The organism is Streptomyces sp. NPDC050704, assembly GCF_040654355.1.
GTDB lineage: Bacteria > Actinomycetota > Actinomycetes > Streptomycetales > Streptomycetaceae > Streptomyces.
This window is the reverse complement of record NZ_JBFAHW010000046.1, coordinates 22456-48069: the sequence shown is the minus strand read 5'-3', so window position 1 is coordinate 48069 and position 25614 is coordinate 22456. Positions and strand designations below refer to the sequence as shown.

The 25614-nt window shown below is 70.5% G+C and carries 22 protein-coding genes and 2 pseudogenes; 16 read left to right on the top strand and 8 right to left on the bottom strand.

Going from position 1 to position 25614, the window contains the following annotated elements; all coding sequences use genetic code 11:
• Positions 1-78 precede the first annotated feature (78 nt).
• Positions 79-1287, bottom strand: a complete 1209-nt coding sequence (locus AB0I18_RS26175; RefSeq protein ID WP_363108007.1) for an MFS transporter — start codon at positions 1285-1287, stop codon at positions 79-81.
• Positions 1288-1719: 432 nt separating this feature from the next.
• The gene (locus AB0I18_RS26170; protein ID WP_363108006.1) at positions 1720-2112 is read right to left on the bottom strand and encodes an SseB family protein; all 393 of its coding nucleotides are present in this window, start codon (positions 2110-2112) and stop codon (positions 1720-1722) included.
• Positions 2113-2484: 372 nt separating this feature from the next.
• Here AB0I18_RS26170 and AB0I18_RS26165 point away from each other — a divergent pair, with 372 nt between their 5' ends.
• The 4 genes and pseudogenes from AB0I18_RS26165 (at position 2485) to AB0I18_RS26150 (ending at position 4246) form a co-directional block, all read left to right on the top strand.
• Positions 2485-3069 (top strand): TMEM165/GDT1 family protein, encoded by a 585-nt coding sequence (locus AB0I18_RS26165; RefSeq protein ID WP_363108005.1) that lies wholly within the window; start codon positions 2485-2487, stop codon positions 3067-3069.
• Positions 3070-3223: 154 nt separating this feature from the next.
• Positions 3224-3379, top strand: a pseudogene (locus AB0I18_RS26160) (glyoxalase); the annotation flags it as partial.
• Between the two features lie 192 nt (positions 3380-3571).
• Positions 3572-3775, top strand: a pseudogene (locus tag AB0I18_RS26155) (glyoxalase); the annotation flags it as partial.
• A 75-nt stretch (positions 3776-3850) separates the two neighbouring features.
• On the top strand, positions 3851-4246 hold the full coding sequence (locus AB0I18_RS26150) for a MarR family transcriptional regulator (RefSeq protein WP_363108004.1): 396 nt from the start codon (positions 3851-3853) through the stop codon (positions 4244-4246).
• Positions 4247-4305: 59 nt separating this feature from the next.
• Here AB0I18_RS26150 and AB0I18_RS26145 read toward each other — a convergent pair whose 3' ends face one another.
• Positions 4306-5154, bottom strand: coding sequence for a LysR family transcriptional regulator (locus AB0I18_RS26145; protein ID WP_363108003.1), 849 nt, complete (start codon positions 5152-5154; stop codon positions 4306-4308).
• A 366-nt stretch (positions 5155-5520) separates the two neighbouring features.
• Between AB0I18_RS26145 and AB0I18_RS26140 the strand changes: the two genes are divergently transcribed.
• From AB0I18_RS26140 to AB0I18_RS26100, 9 genes are all read left to right on the top strand, one after another.
• Positions 5521-6270 carry a lysophospholipase gene (locus tag AB0I18_RS26140; RefSeq protein ID WP_363108002.1) on the top strand — a complete coding sequence of 250 codons (750 nt, stop codon included), beginning with the start codon at positions 5521-5523 and terminating at the stop codon, positions 6268-6270.
• On the top strand, positions 6267-7112 hold the full coding sequence (locus AB0I18_RS26135; RefSeq protein WP_363108001.1) for a sulfurtransferase: 846 nt from the start codon (positions 6267-6269) through the stop codon (positions 7110-7112). The genes AB0I18_RS26140 and AB0I18_RS26135 overlap by 4 nt, the downstream gene beginning before the upstream one ends.
• 43 nt (positions 7113-7155) lie before the next feature.
• A complete protein-coding gene (locus AB0I18_RS26130) occupies positions 7156-8040 on the top strand; it encodes an ABC transporter permease (protein WP_363108000.1) in 885 nt (294 codons plus the stop codon).
• Positions 8041-8042: 2 nt separating this feature from the next.
• A complete protein-coding gene (locus tag AB0I18_RS26125; RefSeq protein ID WP_363108039.1) occupies positions 8043-8834 on the top strand; it encodes an ABC transporter ATP-binding protein in 792 nt (263 codons plus the stop codon).
• The gene (locus tag AB0I18_RS26120; RefSeq protein WP_363107999.1) at positions 8831-9814 is read left to right on the top strand and encodes an ABC transporter substrate-binding protein; all 984 of its coding nucleotides are present in this window, start codon (positions 8831-8833) and stop codon (positions 9812-9814) included. Before AB0I18_RS26125 ends, AB0I18_RS26120 begins: the two co-directional genes overlap by 4 nt.
• A 45-nt stretch (positions 9815-9859) precedes the next feature.
• Positions 9860-10966, top strand: a complete 1107-nt coding sequence (locus tag AB0I18_RS26115) for an LLM class flavin-dependent oxidoreductase (RefSeq protein WP_363107998.1) — start codon at positions 9860-9862, stop codon at positions 10964-10966.
• Between the two features lie 57 nt (positions 10967-11023).
• Positions 11024-12031 (top strand): PhnD/SsuA/transferrin family substrate-binding protein, encoded by a 1008-nt coding sequence (locus tag AB0I18_RS26110; RefSeq protein WP_363107997.1) that lies wholly within the window; start codon positions 11024-11026, stop codon positions 12029-12031.
• Positions 12028-13206, top strand: a complete 1179-nt coding sequence (locus AB0I18_RS26105) for an acyl-CoA dehydrogenase family protein (RefSeq protein ID WP_363107996.1) — start codon at positions 12028-12030, stop codon at positions 13204-13206. Before AB0I18_RS26110 ends, AB0I18_RS26105 begins: the two co-directional genes overlap by 4 nt.
• A 65-nt stretch (positions 13207-13271) precedes the next feature.
• Entirely contained in the window at positions 13272-14603 is a 1332-nt protein-coding gene (locus AB0I18_RS26100) for an FAD-linked oxidase C-terminal domain-containing protein (RefSeq protein WP_363108038.1), read from the top strand.
• Between the two features lie 154 nt (positions 14604-14757).
• On the opposite strand, the gene AB0I18_RS26095 is transcribed toward AB0I18_RS26100, so the two are convergent.
• The gene (locus AB0I18_RS26095) at positions 14758-15165 is read right to left on the bottom strand and encodes an SseB family protein (protein WP_363107995.1); all 408 of its coding nucleotides are present in this window, start codon (positions 15163-15165) and stop codon (positions 14758-14760) included.
• A 138-nt stretch (positions 15166-15303) separates the two neighbouring features.
• Positions 15304-16545 carry an acyl-CoA dehydrogenase family protein gene (locus tag AB0I18_RS26090; RefSeq protein WP_363107994.1) on the bottom strand — a complete coding sequence of 414 codons (1242 nt, stop codon included), beginning with the start codon at positions 16543-16545 and terminating at the stop codon, positions 15304-15306.
• A 222-nt stretch (positions 16546-16767) separates the two neighbouring features.
• Between AB0I18_RS26090 and AB0I18_RS26085 the strand changes: the two genes are divergently transcribed.
• Positions 16768-18033 carry an alpha-L-fucosidase gene (locus AB0I18_RS26085; protein ID WP_363107993.1) on the top strand — a complete coding sequence of 422 codons (1266 nt, stop codon included), beginning with the start codon at positions 16768-16770 and terminating at the stop codon, positions 18031-18033.
• 39 nt (positions 18034-18072) lie between these two features.
• On the opposite strand, the gene AB0I18_RS26080 is transcribed toward AB0I18_RS26085, so the two are convergent.
• The 3 genes from AB0I18_RS26080 to AB0I18_RS26070 all read right to left on the bottom strand — a co-directional run bounded on the left by AB0I18_RS26080 (position 18073) and on the right by AB0I18_RS26070 (position 23039).
• The gene (locus tag AB0I18_RS26080; RefSeq protein ID WP_363107992.1) at positions 18073-20238 is read right to left on the bottom strand and encodes an MMPL family transporter; all 2166 of its coding nucleotides are present in this window, start codon (positions 20236-20238) and stop codon (positions 18073-18075) included.
• Positions 20239-20403: 165 nt separating this feature from the next.
• Positions 20404-20685, bottom strand: coding sequence for a metal-sensitive transcriptional regulator (locus tag AB0I18_RS26075; RefSeq protein WP_363107991.1), 282 nt, complete (start codon positions 20683-20685; stop codon positions 20404-20406).
• 134 nt (positions 20686-20819) lie between these two features.
• Positions 20820-23039 carry an NADP-dependent isocitrate dehydrogenase gene (locus AB0I18_RS26070; RefSeq protein ID WP_363107990.1) on the bottom strand — a complete coding sequence of 740 codons (2220 nt, stop codon included), beginning with the start codon at positions 23037-23039 and terminating at the stop codon, positions 20820-20822.
• 226 nt (positions 23040-23265) lie between these two features.
• Between AB0I18_RS26070 and AB0I18_RS26065 the strand changes: the two genes are divergently transcribed.
• Positions 23266-23910, top strand: coding sequence for a choice-of-anchor M domain-containing protein (locus tag AB0I18_RS26065; RefSeq protein WP_363107989.1), 645 nt, complete (start codon positions 23266-23268; stop codon positions 23908-23910).
• Positions 23910-25613, top strand: coding sequence for a choice-of-anchor M domain-containing protein (locus tag AB0I18_RS26060; protein WP_363107988.1), 1704 nt, complete (start codon positions 23910-23912; stop codon positions 25611-25613). Before AB0I18_RS26065 ends, AB0I18_RS26060 begins: the two co-directional genes overlap by 1 nt.
• The last annotated feature ends 1 nt before the right edge of the window (position 25614 follow it).

The following is a 25614-nucleotide window of genomic DNA, read 5'->3' as shown; positions in this document are numbered from 1 at the left end:
GGCGTGATCATGCCAAATGATCGTAGTCGTCCGGCCCCGTACCCGCTATAGGACCATTGCCCTACAGGCATGGGTAATTCACCCATCAAGGGCAGATACCTGCCGAGGTGGGCTGTACTGGTCAGTCCGCTGCAGGAACCCTGTCAGCGCCAGCAGGACGGCAAAGACGAGCAGCATGACGAACATGATGGTGTAGCCGAAGTTTTTGATCACAAAGCCGGACACGAGAGGGAAGGCGAGGATGGCCGTTTCGAATGACAGACCCGCCAAGGGCAGCATTCGCGTCCGGAATTCGGGGGGACTCAGGTTGACGGCACGCGCCTGGGCAGCAGGCAACGCCAATCCGTACGTGATGCCCAGCAGCGTGGAGGCAGTGCCGTAGAGGAGGCTGTTGCTCCCCACGGCGAGGAAGGCGAGCACCGAGACCACGATGCCCGCCGTAGAAGCCCGCAACACCCGTGAGGAGGTGGGGTCCGGAATCCACCTCACGAGCACGAAGCGCGCGACGATAACCGCGATGGTGTAACTTCCGTAGAAAATGTCGAAGTTCATCCCCTGGTTATTGGCGAAAGTGCCCTGGAAGCTGTTCATCGTCGTGAACAGGCAGGCGCCGAGGAGAATCGCGAGCAGCGGGACCGCGGCCGGCGAGCGCAGAATTTTCCGGAGTGAGTTCCACAGCGGCGCGTCGTCGGCCTGTGCCCCGTCCGGGAGCCGGGAGAGTTCTGGGAGCCGCGTACCAAGCATCATGGCACTGACCGCCGCAACAGCGGAGACCAGGGCGGCGATACGGAAGATGCTGTTGAAGCTCATCCCGGCGTGCAGCAACGCGTTGCCGACGATGGGACCCAGCCCGAAGCCGACTTGGATCATCCCGGTGACGTAGCCGATGTACTTCCCCCGGACCTCGTCGCCGACTACGGCACTGATCACCATGGGCGCGGAGGTATAGGCCATGGCCCATGCCGTCCCCAGCACGACCCCCAGCCCGATCATCACGATGCCCATCGAATGCAGAAAGGACACTCCGAAAGCGGTGAGGCCGTACATCAAGCCAGTGGCCGCCAGCACATGTTGGGGGGCGAATCTGGATGGATAGCGGACCAGAAATCCGATAGCGAAGGCAGAGGTGATGGCACCTGCTGCCGAGACAATACCGAAATCGGATTCATGGCCGCCGATCTCGGTTATATAGATCGGAAGAAGCAGCAGCATTCCGTAAGCGGTCGAGATGCCGAGGGTTCCTAAAAGCAAGAGCACCAGGGCTCCTCGGTCGACGACTGCCTTCATCGTTCGCTCCCTTCGATCCCTCGCTGCGACACCATGCGTAACCAGTCTTAAGCTCCGCACACGGAGCCGACAGTGGCAAGACTGACCGGCAACCGTGAATTCCTGCCATGCGCCGGAGCGTGGAGCCGCGCAAAGTCCAGGCCCGCATGCGGCACGCCCACCTCGCCGAGGGGCTGGACACGCACGGCTACTTGGTGTGGGCGGTGGACTGGGAGAACGCTCCGGCCTCGTTCGAGGAGCCGTACGGCGTCCCGGCGCCTTCGGGGCTGTCGGCAGCCGCCCTGGTGCCGAAGCACGCTCTCCCACAGCTGTGGTCCCTCACCGTCCGGACCGTCCCGCGCAGGTGCACGCGATGTGCACCGCAATGGACAACGCGCCGAAAAACCGCAGCTCAGACCACATCCAGAGGCATACCCACCGTGTTCCGGACGTTCAGAACTCGTCGGTGGTCAGCAGTAACCGCACCCCCTCGGCAGCCAGCATCAGACTGTCCGGCGAGCCGGCGTCGATCGTGAGGGAAGGGTCTCCCTCGGGCCAGTGGGCCGGGAGCACTCCGAGGGGGACCAGCCGGTAGTAGTGGACGTCCGGCAGGGAGTGGACCATGCGTGCCTCCGAGGTGAAGACCAGCACGGTCCGCTCCGTCACCGGCAGAGTCAGCTTCCACGGATCGCCGTCGTCGGTGGCGGCGTCGTCGGCGTCGGAGGGGACCAGTACAGCGGTGTCGGCCAGCATCGCCCGCGCATGTCTGTTCAGGCCGTCGTGAGCCAGGACGCTCAGGGCCCGAAGGATCACAACAGAGGTGTCTTCGTCGGGTGGGCCGGTCATGGTGGCGCGTTCCGTCCTCGCCGCACGGTCGCACGGGCGACAGTTCGCCCGAGTTGATCCATCCGTACGGAATGCCGTGCTCCTACCCACTTGCCGCACACTCATACGAGGCCCGCACAGGTGCCCTGTACACTGAGTGACTGCGAAGGGGAGTAGTCCTGCGAACCGGTCGTCGACACACTGGAACCCTCGGGTTCCCGGTGGCCGGGCCCTTGTGATCACACGGGTGGACGAGACCTTCGGCCAGGCATTGATGTGCCCGCGACTCCCGCGGTGCACCCGTCATGCCGGGCCGATCGGTTCTCCCGTCGCCCCAGTCGAGGGCGCTTCGCGAAGATCCGGGGGCCCGGCCCCTACAGAAAGCCACCCGGAATGTCTCTCGACCCTCTGGCGATCCTCACCGCCTTCGGGCTGATCTTCCTCGCCGAGTTGCCCGACAAGACGATGTTCGCGTCGCTGGCCATGGGCACCCGTATGCGGCCGCTGTACGTGTGGTTCGGTACGTCGACCGCGTTCGTCGTGCATGTCGCGATCGCCGTCGGCGCGGGAAGCCTGATCGGGCTGCTGCCCGACTGGACCGTCAAGACCGTCTCGGCCGCGCTCTTCGCGTTCGGCGCCTTCATGTTGCTGCGCGGCGGCGGGGATGACGACGCGGAGGACTCCGCCGGCCGGACCGTCACCGGTTTCTGGCCCGTTTACACGACCGCGTTCATGGCGGTCTTCATCAGCGAGTGGGGCGATCTGACACAGATCACCACCGCCAACCTCGCGGCCACGAACGGGATCGCTTCCGTGGCCGTCGGTTCCGCCGCCGCCCTCATGTCGGTCTCAGCGCTCGCGCTGCTCGCCGGTCGTTTCATCGCCAAGCGGGTACCGCTGAAGACCGTGCAACGGATCGGCGGGCTGTGCATGCTCGGGCTCGCCGTCTGGTCGGTCGCGGAGATCTTCACGGGCTGACAGGGCGGGCGCCCGCGGGACGATCGGCCAGGGGGCAACGACCGGCTCGTCGGCGACCGGTCAGGATCGGAGAAGCGGGATCTCGCCACCCGGTCATAGCGTGATTCCACCGGCCAGAACCGCCGGTGGAATCACCACCACAGAGGAGCCCGCCATGCCCGAAGGCCTCGAAACGATCACCTACCCGGTCAAGGACCTCGCCCGGGCCAAGGCGCTGTTCAGCACCCTCCTGGGCGTGGAGCCGTACGCGGACGAGGCGTACTACGTCGGTTTCAGGCCGGCGAGCGGACCGGAGGTGGGCCTAGGGCCCTTCTGATGGATCTCCGCGGGAGAAGGAGCGGCGTTCGGTGCGTGCGCTCGGCGTGCGGCGTGGAGGGTCATGTGGCGGAGCCACCTGGCCCTTCGCGCCGTGCGGCATGGGGGTCCCCCCGCTCGAGCGGAGCCGAGAGTGGGGGAGTGCGTGCCGGGCGTCGCGACGCCGCGGAGATCCATCAGAAGGGCCCTAGACCCCAACGGTCACGCCAAGGGCCTGACGGGCCCCATCCCCTATTGGCGCGTCGCCGACATCAAGGCGAGCCTGGCCGGTCTCCTCGGCGCGGGCGCGGAACTGCTCCGGGACGTCCAGGACGTCGGCGGCGGCAAGCTGATCGCATCCGTGAAGGACGCGGACGGCAACCTCGTCGGGCTCGTCCAGGCAGCGGCTTGAACCGCGTGACCAACTGTATGCAAGGACACTAGTTGCATACTCAACAATGGCCGGTTTCTCTGTTACCGTGCGGATATGGCAGCAGAGAAGACCGCTCCCCGGCTCGAGGACCAGTGGCGGGACATCCTGTCGGTGCACGCGCGCACCATGTGCGAGATCGACCGCGAGCTCCATCCGCACGGCCTGGGCGCCAGCGACTTCGAGGTGCTCGACATCCTGGTGTCGGGTGCCGCCGCCGAACCGGGCGGGACGTGCCGGGTGCACGACATCGCCGAGCGGGTCCATCTCAGCCAGAGCGCCCTGTCCCGCCTCCTCGGCCGCCTCGAAAAGGAGGGCCTGGTGGAGCGGAGCATGTGCCAGGAGGACCGCCGCGGGGTCTCGGTCGCCCTCACCGGGAAGGGGCGCGACCTGCACACCGAGGTACGTCCGCTGCAGCGCGCCGTTCTGACGCGCATGCTGACCGGCGAGTGAGTCCTTCCTCCGACCAGACGGGTACGACGAGTCCGGACCAGGGTACGACGGGTCCGACCTCAGCTCAGTAGTTCCCGTACGGCCTCGAACGCCGCCGCGGCCGTCGCCGGATCCACGCCCGGCCGGGCCAGCGCGCTCATCGGAATCGGCGTGACCGGCGGCAGCCCGCCGTACGGGGCCAGCCCGTCCGGAGCGGGGCCGACCGAGGCGAGGAGAGCGACGCCGACGCCCGTGCGCGCCACGTCGAGGACCCCCGCGAGATATCCGGCGTCGCCGACCACCGTGGCCGTGACGCCGTGCGCGGCGAGGGTCGCGATGGCCCGGCGGCGGATCGCGCACGGGTCCTCGATGGCGACCAGCGGGACCGGGGCGGGCGCGGGCGGCGGCTCCCAGCCGGGAACGGCGTGCCAGGTCAGCGATAGGCCGCCGACCGGCGTGCCCTCGGTGGCGGCCGCCTCCGTCACATACACGGCCACATCCACGCTGCCGCGCTCCACGGCGTCGACCAGGCGTGCCGAGCGGTCGATACGGAAGCGCACCCGGCAGCCGGGCCGTACCGCTTCGACGGCCGCGGTCAGCCGGGGCAGGAACTGGTCGGCGGCATGCTCGGTGGAACCGATGGTGACGGTGTCGCCGTCGGTGTCGAGCAGGACCCGTACGGCCTGGTCGTGAACGGCGAGTATGCGGCGGGCCTGCTCCACGAGGAGCCGCCCCTCGGAGGTGAACCGGGTGCCCCTCCCCGCACGTTCGACGACCGGCCGGCCCAGCGTCTTCTCCAGCCTGCGGACATGCTGGCTGACCGCGGACTGGCTGAGGGCGAGGGAAGTGGCCGCGCGGTGGAAGCCTCCGCAGTCGGCTATCGCGGTCAGGCTGCGCAGCGCCACGATGTCCAGGACGGGTTGGGGCATACGGCGACGGTAGCCCGTTTCGCGCATCGATCGCGATTCCTGATCGGTTTCGATGCGGAATCGTCGTTGGACGCCGTCCACTGTCTCCGGTCATGATGGGCGCATGGTTCCCACGACCGCCTCAGCTGCCCTTCTGACGCAGCGCCGAGTCATTGACTTCGGCGTGGCGTGCAGCGCGCGCTGTCGTTGATCCCCCGCCGTTCAGCGGCGTTCTCGCTCGGCCCCCTTTGATCACGTGAACGGCTGATCGCTGACCGCATCCGGTCAGTGACCATGTCTCCGCTGTTCTGACACGTGTCGTTGGGCCGTCCCCCCTTCTCCTCGCTCGTCCATTTCCCCTGCCCTGAACAAGGGAGCTGCTTCCCCATGCCCTCTTCGCCCTCTCCGTCGTCCTTGCCGTCCTCCCCCGCTCCCTCCACGCCGTCTTCCTGGGACGAACCGGAAGGTCTCGCCGCGCGCGGCACGCTGATCGTGCTGGCCGGCCGGGGCGAACACGGCGGTGTGTACGAGCGGTTCGGCCGCCGGCTCGCCTTCGACGCCTATCGCGTACGGGCCCTCGGTGATCCCTCCGCCGATCCGTCCGTGCTCGACGAGGCGGCCAAGCTCCTCGCCGACGAGTCGCTGCCCGGACCGAAGGTGGTGATCGGTTCGGACACGGGCAGTCAGTACGCCGTTCGTCTCGCCGCCGAGCAGACCGCGGGGATCGACGCGCTGATCCTGGCCGGTCTGCCCACCACCCCCTGGACGTCCGGGAGTTGGGAAGCGGAGGTCGAGGCACGCACCGCCTGTCCCACCCATCAAGGACGGCTCACGAACGACCCGGCCTTCCGGCGCGGGGCGTTGGACGGGTCCCCCGAGCTGCCGGAGCTGCGGCTGGATCTCGTACAGGTCCCGGTACTGGCTTTGCACGGCACGGACGACACGGTGAGCCCGCTCGCAGGTGTGCTGACCGCCTACGCGGGACACCCCGGGGTACGGACCGTGATTTTCAACGGCGGCCGGCACGACGTGCTCAACGACGCGCTGCACCGCACCGCCGCCGCCACGGTCGTGCTCTTCCTCGAACGGCTGCGCCTCTCCCCCGAGCTGCCCGCGATCGCGGAGGGCCTCGCATGAGCGGGCGAGTGACGACCACCGTCGCCGAGTTGCGCGAGTTGCTCGCCTCTGACCGGCCGCCCGTCGTGCTCGACGTCCGCTGGGCGCTGGGCGATCCGCACGGCCGGGACCACTACACGGCGGCGCACGTTCCCGGTGCGGTGTACGTCGACCTGGACCGCGAGCTGGCCGGTCCGCCGAGCCCGGAGGGCGGCCGTCACCCGCTGCCGGACCTCGCGGATCTGCAGGCGGCCGCGCGGAGTTGGGGTGTGCGGGACGGTAGGCCGGTGGTCGTGTACGACGACCTGGGGAACACCGCCGCGGCCCGCGCCTGGTGGCTGCTGCGGTGGGCCCGAGTGGCCGAAGTGACGTTGCTCGACGGGGCGTTGGGCGCATGGCGGGCGGCAGGACTGCCTCTGGAGTCGGGGCCGGGAGCACCGGAGCCCGGCGATGTCGTGCTCGGGCCGGGCGCTCTGCCGGTGACGGACACGGACGGCGCGGCCCAACTGGCCGTTACCGGGCTGCTGTTGGACGCCCGCGCCGGGGAGCGCTATCGCGGCGAGCAGGAACCGGTCGACCCGCGCGCGGGCCACATCCCGGGCGCCGTCTCCGCCCCGACCGGCGAGAACCTCGCGGCCGACGGGACGTTCCTGCCGGCCGAGGTGTTGCGCAAGCGGTTCGAGGACCGGGGTGCCGGTGACGCGACGGCGATCGGCGTGTACTGCGGATCCGGTGTCACCGCGGCCCATCAGATCGCCGCTCTCGCGATCGCCGGTTTCGACGCGGCGCTCTTCCCCGGGTCCTGGTCCGCGTGGTCCGCCGATCCCGCCCGCCCGGCCGCGACGGGTCCACTGCCGTCCTGAGCCGTCGTGAGCCTTCCTGACCGCCCCTGAGAGGAATTCCGCCATGCCGACCCAACAGATCGGGGTGACCACCCCGGTACTGGAGAAGACCGAACCGCCCGCCGCGCCCGCACCCACCCGCGTCACCATCCGCGGCACGGCTCATCTCCCCCGCCGCCGTCTTTCCGTCCCCCGTTCCGCACGCCGGGCCGCCGGGCCGGTCGGTCTGGTGCTCCTGTGGTTCCTGGCCTCGGCCACCGGGGTACTCCCGGAGTCCGTGCTCGCCTCGCCCGTGGACGTCGTACGCCAGGCCGTCGAGCTGACGAAGACCGGCGAACTGCCCGACGCCATCGCCGCGTCCGGGCGCCGGGCCGCCACCGGCTTCCTCATCGGCGGCACCATCGCGCTGTCCCTGTCCCTCCTCGCCGGTCTCTTCCGGCTCGGCGAGGACGTCATCGACTCCTCCATGGGCATGTTCCGGGCGATCCCGTGGGTCGGCCTGATCCCGCTGTTCATCGTGTGGTTCGGCATCGAGGAGACGCCGAAGATCGCACTGGTGGCCCTCGGCGTGACGTATCCGCTGTACTTCAACATCTACGGCGGCATCCGCTCCACCGACTCCCAACTCGTCGAGGCCGCACGGATGATGGGGCTCGGCAGGTTCGGCCTGATCCGGTACGTCATCCTGCCGAGCGCGCTGCCCGGCGCACTGGTGGGGCTCCGGTACGCCCTCTCCACCGCGTGGCTCGCCCTCGTCTTCGCCGAGCAGATCAACGCCGACGCCGGGCTCGGCTATCTGATGAGCAACGCCCAGCAGTACTTCCGTACGGACGTCATCGTGCTGTGCCTCGCCGTGTACGCGCTGCTCGGTCTCGCCTGCGACTTCGCCGTACGGGTCCTCTCGCGCCGCCTGCTGAGCTGGCGCGCCTCCTTCGACGGTGAGGCATGACCATGGCTGTGAACACCGTGCCCCCGGCGCCCGCAGCGGCGAAGACGGCGACCAACAGTGTCGAGATCCGCGGGCTGTCCCGCGCCTTCGACGGCAACACCGTGCTGCACGAACTCGATCTGGACATCCGCGAGGGCGAGTTCGTGGCGCTGCTCGGCCACAGCGGCTGCGGCAAGTCGACCCTGCTGCGCATTCTGGCCGGGCTCGACGACGAGATCGGCGGCGAGGTGACCGTGCCCGCCCGGCGCAGCGCGGCCTTCCAGTCGCCGCGGCTGCTGCCCTGGCTGAAGGTGTGGCGCAACGTCGTCCTCGGGTTGCCCGGGCGGCCCGATCGCGCGCTCGCCGACCGTGCCCTGGACGAGGTCGGCATCGCGGAGCGGGCCACCGTCTGGCCGAAGACGCTCTCCGGTGGTCAGGCGCAGCGCGTATCGCTGGCCCGCGCTCTGGTCCGCGAGCCCGAACTGCTGCTCCTGGACGAGCCGTTCGGGGCACTGGACGCGCTGACCCGTGGCAAGGTGCAGCAGCTCGTCGCCGAGCTGTGGGAGCGGCACGGCTGCGCGATCCTCCTGGTCACGCATGACGTGGAGGAGGCGCTGCTGCTCGCCGACCGGGTCCTGGTGATGGACGAGGGGCGCATCGCCCACGAGGTCACCGTGGAGCTGCCCCGGCCCCGCGACCTGACCGCACCCGAGTTCGTGACCCTGCGCGCCCGCCTGCTCGGCTGGCTCGGTGTCACCCACACCGGTACCTCCGACGCCCCCAACACCCGTACCCCTGAAGGGAACCCCTCGTGAAGCGCGCCATCTTCCGTACGCTCGCCGCCGCCCTCGGCGTGACCGCCCTGCTGACGGTGACGGGCTGCGGAGGGGATTCCGCCGCGGACACGGCCGGTGGCGGCTCCTCGGACGTCACCCTTACCATCGGCGACCAGGCCAAGACCCTGCAGACGATCTTCGACGGGTCCGATGCCCTCAAGGGGGCCGGCTACAAGGTGAAGTGGGCCGAGTTCGAGGGCGCGGCCCCGCTCTTCCAGGCCGTGCAGGCGGGCGCCGCCGACACCACGTACTCCGCGGACCTGCCCGCGCTCCAGGCGCTCAGCGGCGGGGTGAAGTTCAAGAACGTCGCCGCGCTGAAGAACGACGGCCGGCACACCGGGATCGTCGTCCGGAAGAACTCGGACGTGAAGAGCGTCAAGGACCTCAAGGGCAAGACCGTCGTGGTGTCCTCCGCGAAGGGCAGCATCGCCGAGTACCTGCTGGCCAACGTGCTCCGGCAGAACGGCCTCAAGTACTCCGACGTGAAGGTCCAGTACCTGCTGCCGACCGACGCGCAGGCCGCCTTCTCCTCCGGCAGGGTCGAGGTCTGGGCGACCTTCGGCGTCTACCAGGCGGTCGGCCTCCAGCAGGGCGGCAGGCTGCTCGTCGACGGAGCCGACGGTCGGATCAGCGGTTACGGGTTCATCGGGGCCTCCGAGAAGGCCCTCGCGGACCAGGCGAAGAAAGCCGCGCTCGGCGACTTCCTCAAGCGGCTCGGTACGGCCCTGGAGTGGACCAGCACCCACCAGGACGCCTACGCCGACGCGATCGTGAAGCGCAACGGCGCCGACCCGGCGATCGCCAAGACCCTCGCCTCGGCCGCGTACAGCAAGGTGCTGCCGGTCACGCCCGAGGTGAACGGAACCGTCCAGGGCGTGGCCGATCTGATGCACGGCATCGGCGTGCTGGATCCGAACGTCGACGTGGCGAAGTCCGCCGACGCCTCCGTCCTCAAGTAGCCGTCGCAGCACGCCCAAGTAGCCATCACAGCAAGGGATTTCGATATGCCCGTCGAGTTCATCAGTGCCGTCCACACCGACTCCGGAGCGTCAGGACCCGCCGCGAGCGCCCGGACCGGCTTCGACCCCGACTACGTACGCCGCTATGCCCGGGCCCTGGACGACGGCGGCTTCGACCACACCCTGGTCGCCTACCACTCGGCATCCCCCGACGCTCTGCAGCTTGCCCAGTTCGTCGCCACGAACACCGAGCGGATCCGTCCGATCCTGGCGCACCGGCCCGGCGTCGTCTTCCCCACGCACGCCGCCCGCGCCCTCGCCACGCTGGACCGGATCAGCGACGGCCGCCTGTCGCTGCACATCATCTCCGGAGGCAGCGACGAGGAGCAGCGCAGGGAGGGCGACTACCTCAACAAGGCCGAGCGGTACGAGCGTTCGGACGAGTACATCCAGATCCTGCGGAAGGTCTGGACTTCCGACGGGCCCGTCTCGCACGAGGGAAAGTACTTCCGGTTCGAGGGCTACCGCTCCGACGTGAAGCCGGTGAACGGTCTCGTCCCCGTGTCGGTCGGCGGGTCCTCGCAGGACGCGTACCGGGTGGGCGGTCAGCAGGGCGACATCTTCGGGCTGTGGGGCGAGCCGCTCAAGGAGACCGCCGAGCAGATCGCCGCGGTCAACGCCGTCGCGGACGCGGCGGGCCGCCCCCATCCGCGGATCTGGGTGTCGTTCCGCCCGATCATCGCGCCCACCGACGAGCTGGCCTGGGAGAAGGCCCACCGCACCCTCGGCGTACTGAAGGACCAGGTGACGGGCGCGGGCACGGAGCCGCTGCGGCACTACCGGACCAACGGCCGTCCGGCCAACGTCGGTTCGCAACGGCTGCTCGACATCGCCGAGCGGGGCGAGGTGCACGACCGCTGCCTGTGGACGGCCCCGGCGGTCGCCACCAACGCGGCGGGCGCCTCGACGGCGCTGGTCGGCTCCCCCGAGACGGTCGCGAAAGCGCTGCTCGACTACGTGGACATCGGCTGCGACCTCCTGTCGATCCGCGGCTACGACCCGCTCAACGACGCCATCGACTACGCCCGTTACGTCGTGCCGCTGGTCCGGCAGGAGCTCGCCCACCGCGCCTCGACCACCCAGGCCGCCTGAACCCCTGTCCGCCCGCTGTCCGCCCTCTGCCTGATTGATTCCTCTCATGGAGATTCCGTGTTCCGTCGCACCCTGCTCGCGTCCGCCGCCGTCGCCCTGCTGCTGCCGTTCGCCACGGCCTGCGGGGGCGACGCGGAGGCCGGTTCCTCGTCCGCCTCCGACCTCTCCTCGGTGATCCTGGCCGTCGGCGCCACCGGCTGGAAGAACGAGGAGGCGGTACTCAGGTTCGCCCACCTCGACGACACCCCGTACAAGGTGAAGTGGAGCCTGTTCCAGGGCGGTGACCAGCAGCTCCAGGCCATTCGTGCCGGAGCCCTCGACCTCGCGAGCTCCAGCGAGATCCCGCCCGTCTTCGCGGCCGCCGACGGCAGGCCCAACTTCGAGGTCGTCGCCGTACAGCGCGGTTCGACCCTCAACCAGGAGGTCGTCGTCCCGAAGGGCTCGAAGGTGACCGGCATCGCGGGCCTGAAGGGCAAGAAGGTCGGCTACGTCAAGAACACCACCGCCCACTACTTCCTGTACGAACTGCTGAAGCAGGCCGGGCTGAAGTGGTCGGACATCGACGCCAAGCCCCTCCTCCCCAACGACGGCCTCGCGGCCCTGAACGGCGGCGGCATCGACGCCTTCGCCTCCTACGGCACGTCGATCATCACCGCCCACCAGCAGGGGGCCGTCACGGTCGGCTCGGGCAAGGACATCCTGTCCGGCAACTTCCTCTGGTCGGCCCGCGACAGCGTGCTGAAGAGCCCCGCCCAGCGGGCGGCCGCGGCCGATCTGATCGCCCGGATCACCAAGGGGTACGCGTACATCCGCGACGGCCGTCAGCACGAGTTCGCCGAGGTCGTCGCCAAGGCCACCCACCAGCCCCTGGCGCAGGCGGAGAAGGACTTCCGTGACGGGCAGACGCAGCGTCCGACGGAGGCCAGGGCGGTCGGCGACGACACCATCGCCTCTCAGCAGAAGGTCGCCGACGCCTTCACCGAACTGGGCGTGCTGAAGGAGAAGTTGGACGTGCGGTCCTTCTGGAGCCGCAAGCTCGACACCGAACTGGAGAAGGCCCTGTGACCTCGGACATGACCGAGATCGAGACCAAGACCGTGACCGTGACGGTGACCGAACGCCTCGCCGGTCTCGCCGGCTCGTACGACCGGTCGGGCGCCTTTCCCGTCGAGTCGCTCCGGGCGGTGCACGAGGCGGGGCTGCTCACCGCGACCGTCGGCGAGCGGTACGGCGGCCGGGGTGCCCGCGTCGAGGAGACCGCGCGCATCCTGCACGCGCTCGGCCGGGGTGACCCGTCCGTGGCCCTGATCGCGGCGATGACCCTCGCGACCCACGCCCGGGAGGCCGTACAGCCGCTGTGGCCCGAAGAGTTGTACGCGCGGGTGCTCAAGGAATCGCGGGAGCGGCCCGTTCTCGTCAACCACGCGCGCGTGGAGCCCGATCTGGGCTCCCCCGCGCGGGGCGGACTGCCCGCCACCGTCGCCCGGCGCACCGCGGACGGCTGGTCGGTCAGCGGCCACAAGCGGTTCGTGACGGGTGCGGAGGGGCTCGACTGGTTCCTGGTGTGGGCGACCACCGACGAACCGCAGGCACGCGTGGGCACGTTCCTGGTGCCCGGCGACTCCCCCGGCATCGAGGTCGCCGACCGCTGGGACCAGTTGGGGCTGCGGGCCAGCGGCAGCCATGACGTGGTGTTCCGGGAGGTGGAGATCCCGTCCGGATACGTCATCGGGCTCGGCCCGCACGGACCGGCGTCCGAGCAGGACAACCGGGCCGGCGCGGCTCTCCATCTCCCGCTCGCCGCCCTCTACTTGGGTGTCGCACGCGCGGCGCAGGGGTTCTTCCACACCTTCGCGCACGAGCGCGTGCCCGCCAATCTCGGGCATCCGGTGGCCCGTACGGAACGCTTCCGGCGGACGGCCGGGGAGATCGAGGTGCTCCTCACCGGAGCCGAGCAGCTGGTCTTCGGCGGCGCCGCCCGGCTCGACGCCGACGACTCCTCCCAGACCGGCTCGCCGTACACCCCGTACACCCCGGAACAGGCTCTGGGCGCACGCGTCCTGGCCGACCGGCATGCCGTACGGGCCGTGGAGCTGGCCGTGCGGCTGCTCGGCAATCCGGGCCTGGCCCGCGGCAATCCTCTGGAGCGGCACTTCCGCGACATCCAGTGCGCGCCCGTGCACGCGCCCCAGGAGGACATCTCCCTGCTCGCCATCGGAACGAAGGCACTCGACCTGTGACCGCACCCGTGACCACCTCCGTGACAGCCCCGGCGACGACGGCCAAGGCCGCCGAGCTGCTGGGACTGCTCGCCCGTGACCTCGCCCCCGACCGGCTGGCCACCGATCCGCGCACGGTGGCCGCGCACGCCACCGACCGTTCCGGAGCCCGGTCCGACGGCACTCCTCTGGCGGTCGTGCACGCCCGGCGGACCGAGGACGTGACCGTCACCCTCCGGCACGCCCATGCCCTGGGCGTTCCTGTCGTGCCGCGCGGCGCGGGCACCGGTCTGTCGGGCGGCGCGACGGCGGGCGAGGGGGCTCTCGTCGTCGACCTGTCGGGGATGAACCGCATCCTCGAACTGTCGGTGGACGACCAGCTCGCGGTCGTCGAACCGGGCGTGATCACCGCCGAGTTGGACCGCGCGGCCGGCGCGCACGGTCTGCGCTACGCACCCGACCCGGCGAGCGCCGCCCTGTCCACGATCGGCGGGAACATCGCGACCAACGCGGGCGGCCTGCGCTGTGCCAAGTACGGCGTGACGCGGGACAGCGTGCTCGGTCTTGAGGCGGTGCTCGCGGACGGCACGGTGCTCAGGACCGGCCGCCGTACGGTGAAGGGGGTCACGGGCTACGACCTCACCGCGCTGCTCACCGGCTCCGAGGGCACCCTCGCCGTGATCACCTCGGCGACGCTGCGACTGCGGCCGGTCCCGGTGGCGACGGCCACGCTCGCCGCGTACTTCCCGTCCTTCGAGGCGGCCGCCGAGGCCTCGTACGCGATCGCCCGGGCCGGCGTGGAACCCGCCCTGGCGGAGCTGGTCGACGGGCCGGTGCTGCACGCCATCGACCCCGCACTGCGCGAGCGCGGCGCGGCCCTGCTGGTCGTGCAGTGCGACGGCGCGGGTGCGGTCGCCGAGGCGGCGGCGGTCGCCCGGCTGCTCGCGCCGCTGGCGACGACGGTCGAGTCGACCGACGATCCCGCCGAGGCCGAGTCGCTGCTGGCCGCCCGCCGGCTGGCCCTGCCCGCGCTCGAACGGCTGGGCCGTCCCCTGATCGAGGACATCGCCGTGCCCCGCTCACGGCTGGCCGAGGCGGCCCGCGAGATCCGCGCCATCTCCGAGCGCCATGGGGTTCCCGTCTTCACCATCGCGCACGCGGCCGACGGCAACCTCCACCCCATCATCGTCGTGGACCCGGCGCTGGACCGGCTCCCGGACGCGGCCTGGGAGGCGGCCGGTGAGATCTTCGCCCTGGCGCTGCGCCTGGGCGGCACGCTGACGGGCGAGCACGGGGTGGGTGTGCTGAAGCGGCAGTGGGTCGCGGACGAACTGGGGCCCGCGTCGCACGCGTTGCAGCGGAGGCTGAAGGAGGCGTTCGACCCACGGGGAATCCTGAATCCCGGAAAGAGCCTGTGACAAGGAAAGAGCCCGTGACAAGGAAGGACGTACGGAGGGGGCGGGCGGGGGCGGGCGCCACGTCCGTCGGGCGCCCGCTCCCCGGAGCCCGGCTGCTCCCCTCCGCAGTCACGGCCGGGCCCGGGCTCACCGCCTCCCCCGCCGGGCAACGGTCTCAGCCGTGCGGCCGCGCCAACAAGGTGCGTACGCCCTGGGAGTCGAGCGTCAGACCGTGCGGCGAGTTGGCGTCGATGGTCAGCGACAGATCGCTGCTGGGCCACTGGGAGGCGAGGGCGCCCAGCGGCACCAGGCGGTAGCGCGAAACGGACGGCAGCAGTTCGGCCATCCGCAGCTCCGAGGTGAACACCGGCACCAGCGGCTCCTCACCCGGCCGTTCGAGGACGGGCAGCGCCACGGCACTGGGATCGCCGGCCGTCTCGTCGTCGGCGTCGTCGGGCACCGGGACCAGCACCTCGGCGCCGGCCAGTGTGTCCAGCGCCTCGACGTCGTCGGTGTTCACGGCCAGCGTGCTCAGCGCCCGCTCGGCCTCCGCCGCGGCGTTGTCGTTCGAGGGTATTTCCATGGCACATCCCGACGTAGTGGCGAAATCAGGCCGCCCGGGACCGGTTCCGACCCGGGCGCGGTTGCTCGCGTACCCGTCGAGGCCTTCGCCATGCACACCCCACGCATCACGGAACGCTCACGGAATGAGCAGTTCCACTCAAGGGATGAGCGGGATGTCGTGCGAGGGCAGCCCGAGCGTGTCGCAGCCGACGCGCCGGGCGAGCGGCTCGGTCATGGTCGGCCCGATGTGCGACCAGCAGGTGGCGGCGTCCCGGAAGTAGCGCTGCATCCGCTCGCCGTCGCGGGCGTGGCGGGAGCCCGCTGTACGGAAGATGATGCTCTGCAGGGCGTCCCAGGCCATCCGGCAGGCCGTGGCGAAGACGAGCGCGAGGCGGTTGTCGTCGGCGATGGTGAAGGGCGCCTCGCCGGAGACGTTGCGGCGGCAGGTCTCCATGTAGTCCTCGGCGTTGTACTGGAGGGCCGCCTGCGCGGTGTGGATCGCGCCGAGCGCCTCGCCCAGGTGGCGCTGGTAGTCGTGGAGTTCGGCCCGGGTACGGTCGGGCTCCAGAATCAGCGGCCGGTGGGCGAGGATCCGGGCGTACTCGTCGGCGGCCGCGAGCGCGGTGCCGGTCATGATGGCCGCCAGCTCCCCCTGGAAGAAGCTGGGCGCGCGGCCCGCGTACAGGGCGTTGCCGTGCAGCTTCGAGCCGGGTGTGCCGCCCCGCACCGGCAGGTCGAGGAGGCTCACCTCACGGGTGAAGTGCTCGGGGATACGGGCCTGTTCCATCCGGATGCTGTTGGAGCCGCTGCCGCGCAGGCCGAGGACGCCGTGCCAGTCGTCGAGCAGGGTCCACACGGCCCGCGGCGCGACGAAGAGCACCGAGGGGCCTGGCGGGTCGCCCGGCTTCTCGGGGGCGCGCAGGGTCTGGCCCACGTAGTGCGTGGAGTACGGGGAGCCGGAGGAGTACGGCCAGGTGCCGTCGAGGACGACATGCCCGGCGCCGTCCGGCCGGGCCACGCCGACCGGCGCGACGGTGGACGCGGCACGGAAGTCGCCGTCGTCTCCGAAGATGTCGTTCTGCGCCTTCTCCTCGAACTGCGCGGCGACCTGGAGGACGTGGGCGGCGGTCAGCGACAGCGCCCAGCCCGTGGAGGGGCAGCCGCGGGCGATCTCGGTGACCACGCGGTAGAAGGTCGGCAGCCCGAACTCGTATCCGCCGTAGCGGCGCGGCTGGAGGGTCCGGTAGAAGCCGGCCCGCAGGAAGTCTTCGTGCGTGGCTTCCGGGTAGCGCGTCAGCCGCTCGGTCTCCGGTTGGCGTTCGAGGAGCGCGGGCCGCAGGGCCACGGCCCGCTCGATCAGTTCGCGTTCGGTCAGGGCGGGTTCGGGAGCGGCGATCACGGTGCCTCCTGACGTGCGGCCGTCCGTACGCACAGCGGTACCCGCGATTGAACACGGCGACGGACTCGTTGTACCCATCGGATAGCGCCAAGTCGGGACGGTTCCGAGGGCCGGCCGGCCGCGCCCGGGGGGTCGCCGGCGCACACGGCACATGGTGAAAACGGACCAGTAGTGGTGACCGGTGCCCACGCGTCGGCCGGGCAGCGCGCCTAGCGTGGCAGCATGCCGATGCAACCCTGGTTTCCCGACGCCAAGCTGGGCGTCTTCATCCACTACGGCGTCTACGCCGTGGGCGGCGCCGCCGAGTCCTGGTCGTTCTACACGGGCGAGATGACGCACGAGGAGTACATGAAACAGCTCGACGGCTTCACCGCGTCGCGCTACGACCCCGAGGCCTGGGCCGAGCTGTTCGCCCGCGTCGGCGCGCGGTACGCGGTGCTCACCGCCCGGCACCACGACGGCGTCGCCCTCTGGGACACCGACCACCGCAATCTCGACGTGGTCCGGGACACGCCGGCCGGCCGCGACCTCGTGACCGGGTTCGTCGACGCGCTGCGCGCACGGGACCTCAAGGTCGGCCTCTACTACTCGCACTCCGACTGGAACCACCCGGACTACGCGAGCGAGCGGCACCCCGGGCCGCATCTCGTACCGCCCAACCACTACTCGCACGCCGACGCGGGCAAGGAGGACCCGGCGGCCTGGGCGCGTTACCTCGCGTACCGGGACGGCCAGGTCGGCGAACTGGTCGAGCGCTTCCGCCCCGACATCCTCTGGTTCGACGGCGAGTGGGAGCGCACCGAGGAGCAGTGGCGGATGCGCGAGCTCGCCGAGCTGATCCTCGCGGGCAACCCGGACACCATCCTCAACGGCCGCATGCTCAGTTACGGCGACTACGCCACTCCGGAGCAGGGCGCCCCGTTGCAGGCACCGGACGGCCCGTGGGAGCTGTGCCTGACGATCAACGACTCGTGGAGCTACCGGCCGCAGGACCGCGACTTCAAGTCGGTGCGCCAGTTGGTGCGGTACTTCACCGAGACGATCGGCATGGGCGGCAATCTACTGCTCGGCGCCGGCCCTCGGGAGGACGGCACGATCCCCGAGGAGCAGATCGAACGCCTGGAGGGCCTCGGGGCGTGGATCGCCCGGCACTCCGATGCCGTGTACGGCACGGTCGCCGGGCTGCCCGCCGGGCACCATTACGGCCCGAGCACCCTGTCGGCCGACCGGCGCACGCTCTACCTGACGTGCTTCGACGCGCCGCGCGACGCCGTCTCGATCCGCGGCCTGCGCAACCCGATCCGGCGGGCCACGGTCCTGGGTACCGGCACCGAGCTGGGTCACCACGTGACCGGCGGCCTGGACACGGTCCCCGGCGTGACCTGGATCGACGCACCCGCGGCGGCCGACCTCGACGAGCAGGCGACCGTCCTCGCCATCGAGCTCGAAGGAGAGCTGGACCTCTACACGGGGGCGGGGCGCCTCTGAGGGCGGACGGCTCGCCCTTCGCGGGAGGACCGCACCCCATCAGTCGTGGGAGAACCGCACCTCGGGCAGTACCCGCAGCAGCCACTTCGGCGCCCACCAGGCGGCGCGCCCGGTGAGGCGGAGCAGGACGGGCAGCAGGACGAGCCGGATCAGGAACGCGTCCAGCAGGACGGCCACGCCGAGCACGATGCCCATCTCCTTGGGCGGCAGCGGGTCGGCGAGCGCGAAGGTGAAGAACACCGCGACCATCACCGCGGCGGCGGCGAAGATGACGCGCCCGGAGTGGGCGAGCGCGCCGATCACCGCCTGCCTGGGATCACCGGTGCGCTCGTAGTGCTCCTTGGCGGAGGAGAGCAGGAAGACGGTGTAGTCCATCGCGATGGCGAAGATCATCGCGAAGAAGAAGACGGGACCCCAACCGTCGAGGAAGCCCTGCGGTTCGAAGCCGAGCAGGCCGGAGAGGTGTCCGTCCTGGAAGATCAGCTTGGCGACCCCGAAGGCGGCGGCGGTGGCGAGGAGGTTCGTCAGGACCGCGAGGGCGGAGATCAGCGGCGCCTGGAGGGCTACCAGGAGGAGGACGAAGCCGAGGGCCAGGATGACTCCGATGACCAGCGGCGCCTTGTCGTCCAGGGCCTGCTTGAGGTCCAGGTTCTCCACGGCCGCGCCGCCGACCAGGGCACCGGACGGAAGCTCCGCGCGCAACTCGGCGACGGTCCCGGCCAGTTGGGCATCGGACGGGTCGACGGACGGCATGGCCTGGATCATGGTCAGGCCCGAGCCGTCGACGGCGGGCTGGGCCGGGGTGACGGCGGCGATGCCGTCGGTGGCCTTCAACGACCGTGCGGTGGCCTCGGCTTCGGCGGACGGCACGACGACCTGGAGCATGCCGGGGGCGCCCGGCCCGAGGGACGCCTGCACGAGCTCGTACCCCTGGCGTGAACTGTCCCCCTCCGGTACGACCTTGATGGACGGCATCGCGGTCTTCAGCCCGAGGACGGGCACGGCCAGCGCGATCAGCGCGACGAGGGCGAGCGCGCCGAAACGCACCGGCTGCCGCCACAGCCGCTCGCCCCAGGCACCGAAGCGGGGCGAGGCGGCCTGGTCGGTACGGGTCCGGGGCAGGGCGAACCTGTTGACGCGCGGCCCGAGTTTGCCGAGGACCGCCGGCAGCAGGGTGAGCGTCGCGGCCAGCACGAAGACGACCGAGAGCATGATGCCGACCGCCATGGTGCGGACGGCGGGCGCGGGCACCAGCATCACCGCGGAGAGGCTGACGAGCACGGTCAGCCCCGACAGGAGGACCGCCTTGCCGGCCGTGTCCATCGTCTCGACCACCGCCCGCCGCCGGTCACCGGTGGCCGCGAGGGCCGCGCGGAAGCGGATGACCAGGAAGAGCGCGTAGTCGATGCCGAGCGCGAGCGCGAACATCAGGGCGAAGTCCATCGCCCAGATGGAGATGGGCGTGAGATGACTGAGCAGTACGAGTGAGCCGATCGACGCGGCCAGGCCCGCCATCGTGAGGATCAGCGGCAGGCCCGCCGCCACGAGGGAGCCGAACGCGAGGACCAGCACGATCATAATGACCGGCCAGGACAGGATCTCGGCCTGGATCATCGCCTCCAGGTTGGCGGTGTTGAAGTCGCTCCACATGACCGAGGCGCCGGTGGCGCGCACGGTGACGTCGTCGGTGGACAGCTCCCGCAGGGGTTCCTTGAGGTCCTCGGCGGCGCGCACCATGTCGTCGGGATCGGCGTCGGCGCCGCCCAGCACGACGGCGGTCCGGCCGTCCCGGCTGACGCCGACACCCGGCTGCGGGGGCACGACCTCGCCGATCCGGTCGTCGGCCGTCAGCTCCCGGGTGACCTCGGCGATCACCTTCCGTACGGACGCGTCGGTGACGTCCCGGCCCTTCGAGCTGACGATCACCTGGATCGCCGACGAGGCGTTTCCGCCGAAGTGGTCCTGCGCCAGCTCGCGCACCCGCACCGACTCCGAGCCGTTGCTCTGCCAGCCGGCGCCGGACAGTACCGAGGTGACCTGAGGAGCGAAGGCGCCGAGCACGCCCACCACCAGCAGCCAGCCGATCAGTACCTGCTTGAAGTGCCCGGCGGTCCAGGCACCGAGCCGGCCCAGCGGTCCGGTGCGGCCCGGCGGTGGCGCGTCCGGCGTCTGCTTCGGCGCCTGGGCGGATGTCGTGGTGGTCACGGTGCACTCCTCGCTACAGATACCCCTGGGGGTAATGCTCGCGAGAGACGATAATACCCCCGGGGGTATTTTTCCAAGACGAAGAAGACCGACGGGCCGATGGCCCGCCGGTCTGAAGATGCCCTGGAGCGGTCTGGTGCAGAGGGTGGAGAGGGTGGAGCGCGGTCAGGCGAGGGAGAGGAAGAGCTTCTCCAGGCGGGCCCGCATCTGGTCGCGGTCCAGCTCCGGCTCACCGTTCTCATCGCTCATGCAGTGCTCAAGGCCAGTCGCGATGATCGCGAACCCGGCCCGGTCCAACGCCCGTGAGGCCGCCGCGAGTTGGGTCACCACCTCGTCGCAGGAGCGCCCCTGCTCGATCATGTTGATCACGCCCGCGATCTGCCCCTGGGCCCGCTTCAGCCGGTTGATCACGGACTTCAGCTCATCGGCCGCCAACTGCAGTTCCATACGGAGCGCTCCCTTGATATATACCCCACCCGGTATTGTACGTCGTGGCGGGTCCGACCCGTCCGATCCACCAGGCAATGGGTCCGCCCCGGCCGACAGGATGTCAACCGGGGCGGAAACACGCACTGTTGGCGTCAGGCGAGCGTACCGATCGCCTGGTTGAGGGTCGCCGACGGGCGCATCACGGCCGAGGCCTTGGCCGCGTCCGGCTGGTAGTAGCCGCCGATGTCGGCCGGGGCGCCCTGGACCGCGATCAGCTCGTCGATGATCGTCTGCTCCTGGGCGGAGAGCGTCTCGGCGAGCGGTCCGAACACCTTGGCGAGGTCCGCGTCGTCGGTCTGCCGCGCCAGCTCCTGCGCCCAGTACAGGGCGAGGAAGAAGTGGCTGCCGCGGTTGTCGATGCCGCCGACGCGACGGCTCGGCGACTTGTCGTTCTCCAGGAACGTGGCGGTCGCGCGGTCGAGGGTGTCGGCGAGGACCTGGGCGCGCGCGTTGTCCGTGGTCTGCGCGAGGTGCTCGAAGCTGGACGCCAGCGCGAGGAACTCGCCCAGGCTGTCCCAGCGCAGGTAGTTCTCCTTGACCAGCTGCTGCACGTGCTTCGGCGCGGAGCCGCCGGCGCCCGTCTCGAAGAGGCCGCCGCCGTTCATGAGCGGCACGACCGAGAGCATCTTGGCGCTGGTGCCCAGCTCCAGGATCGGGAACAGGTCGGTGAGGTAGTCGCGCAGCACGTTGCCGGTGACGGAGATGGTGTCCTCGCCGCGGCGGATGCGCTCGACGGAGAGCTTGGTCGCCTCGACCGGGGACAGGATACGGATGTCCAGGCCCTCGGTGTCGTGCTCCTGCAGGTACTGCTTGGCCTTCTCGATGAGCACGGCGTCGTGGGCGCGGGTCTCGTCCAGCCAGAACACCGCCGGGGTGCCGGTCGCGCGAGCGCGGGTGACGGCCAGCTTGACCCAGTCCCGGATCGGGTCGTCCTTGGTCTGGCAGGCGCGGAAGATGTCGCCGGCGGAGACGGTCTGCTGCAGGACGACGTTGCCGGCCTGGTCCACCAGGCGGACCGTGCCGGTGGCCGGGATCTCGAAGGTCTTGTCGTGGCTGCCGTACTCCTCGGCCTTCTGCGCCATCAGACCGACGTTCGGGACCGAGCCCATCGTCGACGGGTCGAAGGCGCCGTTCGCACGGCAGTCGTCGAGCACGACCTGGTAGACGCCGGAGTAGCTGCTGTCCGGGAGGACCGCGAGGGTGTCGGCCTCCCCGCCGTCCGGGCCCCACATGTGGCCGGAGGTGCGGATCATGGCCGGCATGGAGGCGTCGACGATGACGTCGGACGGGACGTGCAGGTTGGAGATGCCCTTGTCGGAGTCGACCATGGCGAGCTCCGGGCCCTCGGCGAGCTCGGCGTCGAAGGACGCCTTGATCTCGGCGCCCTCGGGCAGCGACTCCAGGCCCTTGTAGATGCCGCCCAGACCGTCGTTCGGGGTCAGGCCGGCGGCGGCGAGCTTCTCGCCGTACTTCGCGAACGTCTTCGGGAAGAAGGCGCGCACCACGTGACCGAAGATGATCGGGTCGGAGACCTTCATCATCGTGGCCTTGAGGTGCACGGAGAACAGCACACCCTCGGACTTGGCGCGGGCGATCTGCGCGGTGAGGAACTCCCGCAGCGCCGCGACGTGCATGACGGATGCGTCGACGACCTCGCCCGCGAGGACGGGTACGGACTCACGCAGGACGGTGGTGGAACCGTCGTCGCCCGCCAGCTCGATGCGCAGGGAGCCGGCCTCCGGGATCACCGCGGACTTCTCGGTGGAGCGGAAGTCGTCGACGCCCATGGTGGCGACGTTCGTCTTCGACTCGGGCGTCCAGGCGCCCATGCGGTGCGGGTGGTTCTTGGCGTAGTTCTTGACCGACGCGGGGGCGCGGCGGTCGGAGTTGCCCTCGCGCAGCACCGGGTTCACGGCGCTGCCCTTGACCTTGTCGTAGCGGGCGCGGATGTCGCGCTCCTCGTCGGTCTTCGGGTCGTCCGGGTAGTCCGGAAGCGCGTAGCCCTGCGCCTGCAGCTCGACGACCGCGGCCTTCAGCTGCGGGATCGAGGCCGAGACGTTCGGCAGCTTGATGATGTTGGCCTCGGGCGTCTTGGCCAGGTCACCGAGCTCGGCGAGGGCGTCGGGAATGCGCTGCCCCTCGTCCAGGAACTCGGGGAAGAGGGCGATGATCCGCCCGGCCAGCGAGATGTCACGGGTCTCCACAGTGACACCGGCCTGCGACGCGTACGCCTGGACCACCGGCAAGAACGAATAGGTCGCCAGGGCCGGGGCCTCGTCAGTGTGCGTGTAGATGATGGTCGAGTCAGTCACCGGGTGCTCCGCTCCACGTCTGCAACATTGCTCGACATCAAGATATCTCGTGCCCGGCCCCGACCGGACAGGAGCCCGCACAAGTTCGCCAGGTTGCGCACATGCCCCCGACAACCGGCACTCAACCTCAACTGCCACGGCAATACCATTGCCAACCCTTTATGAAAATGATTATCGTATTGATCGTGTCCGAGTGGACATGAACATGACCCAGGGGGGTTCTATCTTGCGTACCCGCAAGCGCCTGCTGACCGTCACCGGCATCGCCGCCGCCGCTCTCGCCACGGCCGGTCTCAACACCTCGGCATTCGCCGCCACCACGCTGAGCAGCGGCCACGTGGACGTCCTCGACGCCGAGTGGGACGGCGCCGACCTGCACCTGCACGTCCACGACGAGGAGACCGACACCGAGTACGAGCCCGCCGACGTCACCCTGTCGGTACCGGCGGCGGCGAAGGTCGCCAACCCCGGCTTCGGCTTCCTCGGTACAGGCAGCCAGGTCTGGCTGCTGCCGGACACCGAGGCCGAGGCCGACCTGGCCGGGGTCCTGTTCCCGGGCATCTCCACCGAGCACCTCACCACGGGGGTCTTCGCCAACAACAACGTCACCTACCGGCTGGTCAGCGCCACCCGCGACGGCGCCGCCACCGAGGACTTCAGCATCTACGCGGGTAGCGGCAGCCGCTGGTTCGACAGCAACACCGCCACCACGAGCTTCAAGTCCAGATCCTTCGCCGTCGCCACCCACAACCACGCCAACTGGGCCTTCGAGGAGCCCGGCACCTACCAGCTCACCTTCCGGGTCCAGGGCACGGTCGGCGGTGTGACCGAGTCGGCCACCGAGACCTTCGCCGTCGTCGTCACCTCGTGATGCGGGCCCTGACGCGCGGCAGACGCGCCTTCGCCGCCGCGGCGCTGACCGCGGCGACCGCGATGCTCGTGGGCGCGGCAGGGCTGGTCGCCGGCGGCAGCGGGCCTTCCCGCGCCGCCGGCGGTGCCGTCGTCCTCCACGAGGGCGCGCTCGACTTCACGCCCCGGACCGTCGACGGAAAGCTGGAGCTGCGGATCGACGACCGCAGCGGTACCACGGCGGTCACCCGGGAACCCTCCGCTGTGGTGCTGCACGCGGTGCAGTCCTCCCTGCAGTACACGCCGGACCCGGTGGCCACCGCGCTCGGTACGACCAACCTGGACACCTGGCAGCTCAACGGCTGGGAGACCGAGAACATCTTCGCCCCCGAGCCCGGCTGGAACGGCTCCGAAGCGGGCGGCGACACCGAGGTCACGCTGTCCGGATACGAGGGCCCCGGCGACTTCGGCATGGCCACGTACACCCGCGCCATGGACAACGAGGACGCCCCGGCGGTCACGCACCTGGGCAGCGCGGAGTCCGTCCAGCGGACGTTCACACTGTCCGGCACGGCCCAACGGCTGCTGCCGGTCTGGCAGTTCACCCAGGAGGGCGTCTACCGGCTCACGTTCACCGTGACGAGCGGCGGCTCCTCGGACACCGAGACCCTCGCCGTGGTCGTCGGCGACGACGTCGATCCGACCGGTGTGCTGCCCGGTGACGGCTCCACGCCGACGGCGTCTCCGACGGATTCGCCGACCGGCTCGCCGACCACGAGCCCACCGCCCACCGCCCCCACGGCGCACGTCATCGCCGAGGGCCACGTCGACATGGCGGCCCGTCCGGCAGACGGCGACCTGGAGTTCCGGCTCAAGGAGGGCACCGAGCTCAACCACGAGTGGTACGAGCCGGGCGAGGTCGTCATGCACGTACGGCCCGCCGCCAAGCGGAAGATCCCGGAGGGGTACGCGTTCCTCGGCACCCCGGGCGACGCGGTGTGGTGGCTGCCGCTGCAGCAGAACGCCGGCATCGTGTGGCCGGGCTGGAACACCACGGAGTACGCCAGGGCCGACCTCGAAGGCCGCGTCTCCTTCCGGCTGGACTCCGTGCAGGGCCCCGGGAACGTCGCGATGTTCCACAACGACGCGATGGGCGTCCCGGCCGTCTCGCTCAACAGCGGTGACGGACTGCCCGACGCCCATACCCTCGGTGCGGGCACGCACAGCCACTTCGACTGGGTGTTCAGCGCCGAGGGCGTCTACCGCACCACCTTCACGGTCAGCGCGACGCTCGCCGACGGCACGAAGGTCAGCGACACGGAGACCATCGCCTGGGTGGTCGGGGACGACGTGGATCCCTCCACCGTGACCCCGGGCACGGGCAGCGAGCCGACGGCCACACCGACCGCCGCCCCCTCGCCCACTCCCCCGCTCTCGCCCTCACCCACGGACGGCGTCACGCCCACCGGTTCGCCTTCGGCATCTGCCGCGCCTTCGGCCGACGTGTCGCCGTCATCCTCGGCGGGCGACGCCGGCGGGGGTACGGCGGCGGGCTCCGGCGGCGATGCCGGTTCGGCCGGCGGCTCGGCCGGCGGCGTGAGCGGTGGCGGGGGGCTCGCCGCCACCGGCGCCGGGGTGCTGTTGCCGCTCGGCGCGGCGGTGGCCGCGGTGACCGCCGGCGCGGGTGCCTTCCTCGCCGTACGCCGACGCCGACGCGCGGTCTGAC

Bases quoted from the DNA above. Each gene is read 5' to 3' on its own strand.
- AB0I18_RS26175 (WP_363108007.1), bottom strand. From the start codon at position 1,287: ATGAAGGCAGTCGTCGACCGAGGAGCCCTGGTGCTCTTGCTTTTAGGA.
- AB0I18_RS26145 (WP_363108003.1), bottom strand. From the start codon at position 5,154: ATGCCCCAACCCGTCCTGGACATCGTGGCGCTGCGCAGCCTGACCGCG.
- AB0I18_RS26115 (WP_363107998.1), top strand. From the start codon at position 9,860: ATGCCCGTCGAGTTCATCAGTGCCGTCCACACCGACTCCGGAGCGTCA.
- AB0I18_RS26085 (WP_363107993.1), top strand. From the start codon at position 16,768: ATGCCGATGCAACCCTGGTTTCCCGACGCCAAGCTGGGCGTCTTCATC.
- AB0I18_RS26060 (WP_363107988.1), top strand. From the start codon at position 23,910: ATGCGGGCCCTGACGCGCGGCAGACGCGCCTTCGCCGCCGCGGCGCTG.
- AB0I18_RS26150 (WP_363108004.1), top strand. From the start codon at position 3,851: ATGGCAGCAGAGAAGACCGCTCCCCGGCTCGAGGACCAGTGGCGGGAC.
- AB0I18_RS26135 (WP_363108001.1), top strand. From the start codon at position 6,267: ATGAGCGGGCGAGTGACGACCACCGTCGCCGAGTTGCGCGAGTTGCTC.
- AB0I18_RS26140 (WP_363108002.1), top strand. From the start codon at position 5,521: ATGCCCTCTTCGCCCTCTCCGTCGTCCTTGCCGTCCTCCCCCGCTCCC.
- AB0I18_RS26125 (WP_363108039.1), top strand. From the start codon at position 8,043: ATGGCTGTGAACACCGTGCCCCCGGCGCCCGCAGCGGCGAAGACGGCG.
- AB0I18_RS26165 (WP_363108005.1), top strand. From the start codon at position 2,485: ATGTCTCTCGACCCTCTGGCGATCCTCACCGCCTTCGGGCTGATCTTC.
- AB0I18_RS26075 (WP_363107991.1), bottom strand. From the start codon at position 20,685: ATGGAACTGCAGTTGGCGGCCGATGAGCTGAAGTCCGTGATCAACCGG.
- AB0I18_RS26170 (WP_363108006.1), bottom strand. From the start codon at position 2,112: ATGACCGGCCCACCCGACGAAGACACCTCTGTTGTGATCCTTCGGGCC.
- AB0I18_RS26130 (WP_363108000.1), top strand. From the start codon at position 7,156: ATGCCGACCCAACAGATCGGGGTGACCACCCCGGTACTGGAGAAGACC.
- AB0I18_RS26095 (WP_363107995.1), bottom strand. From the start codon at position 15,165: ATGGAAATACCCTCGAACGACAACGCCGCGGCGGAGGCCGAGCGGGCG.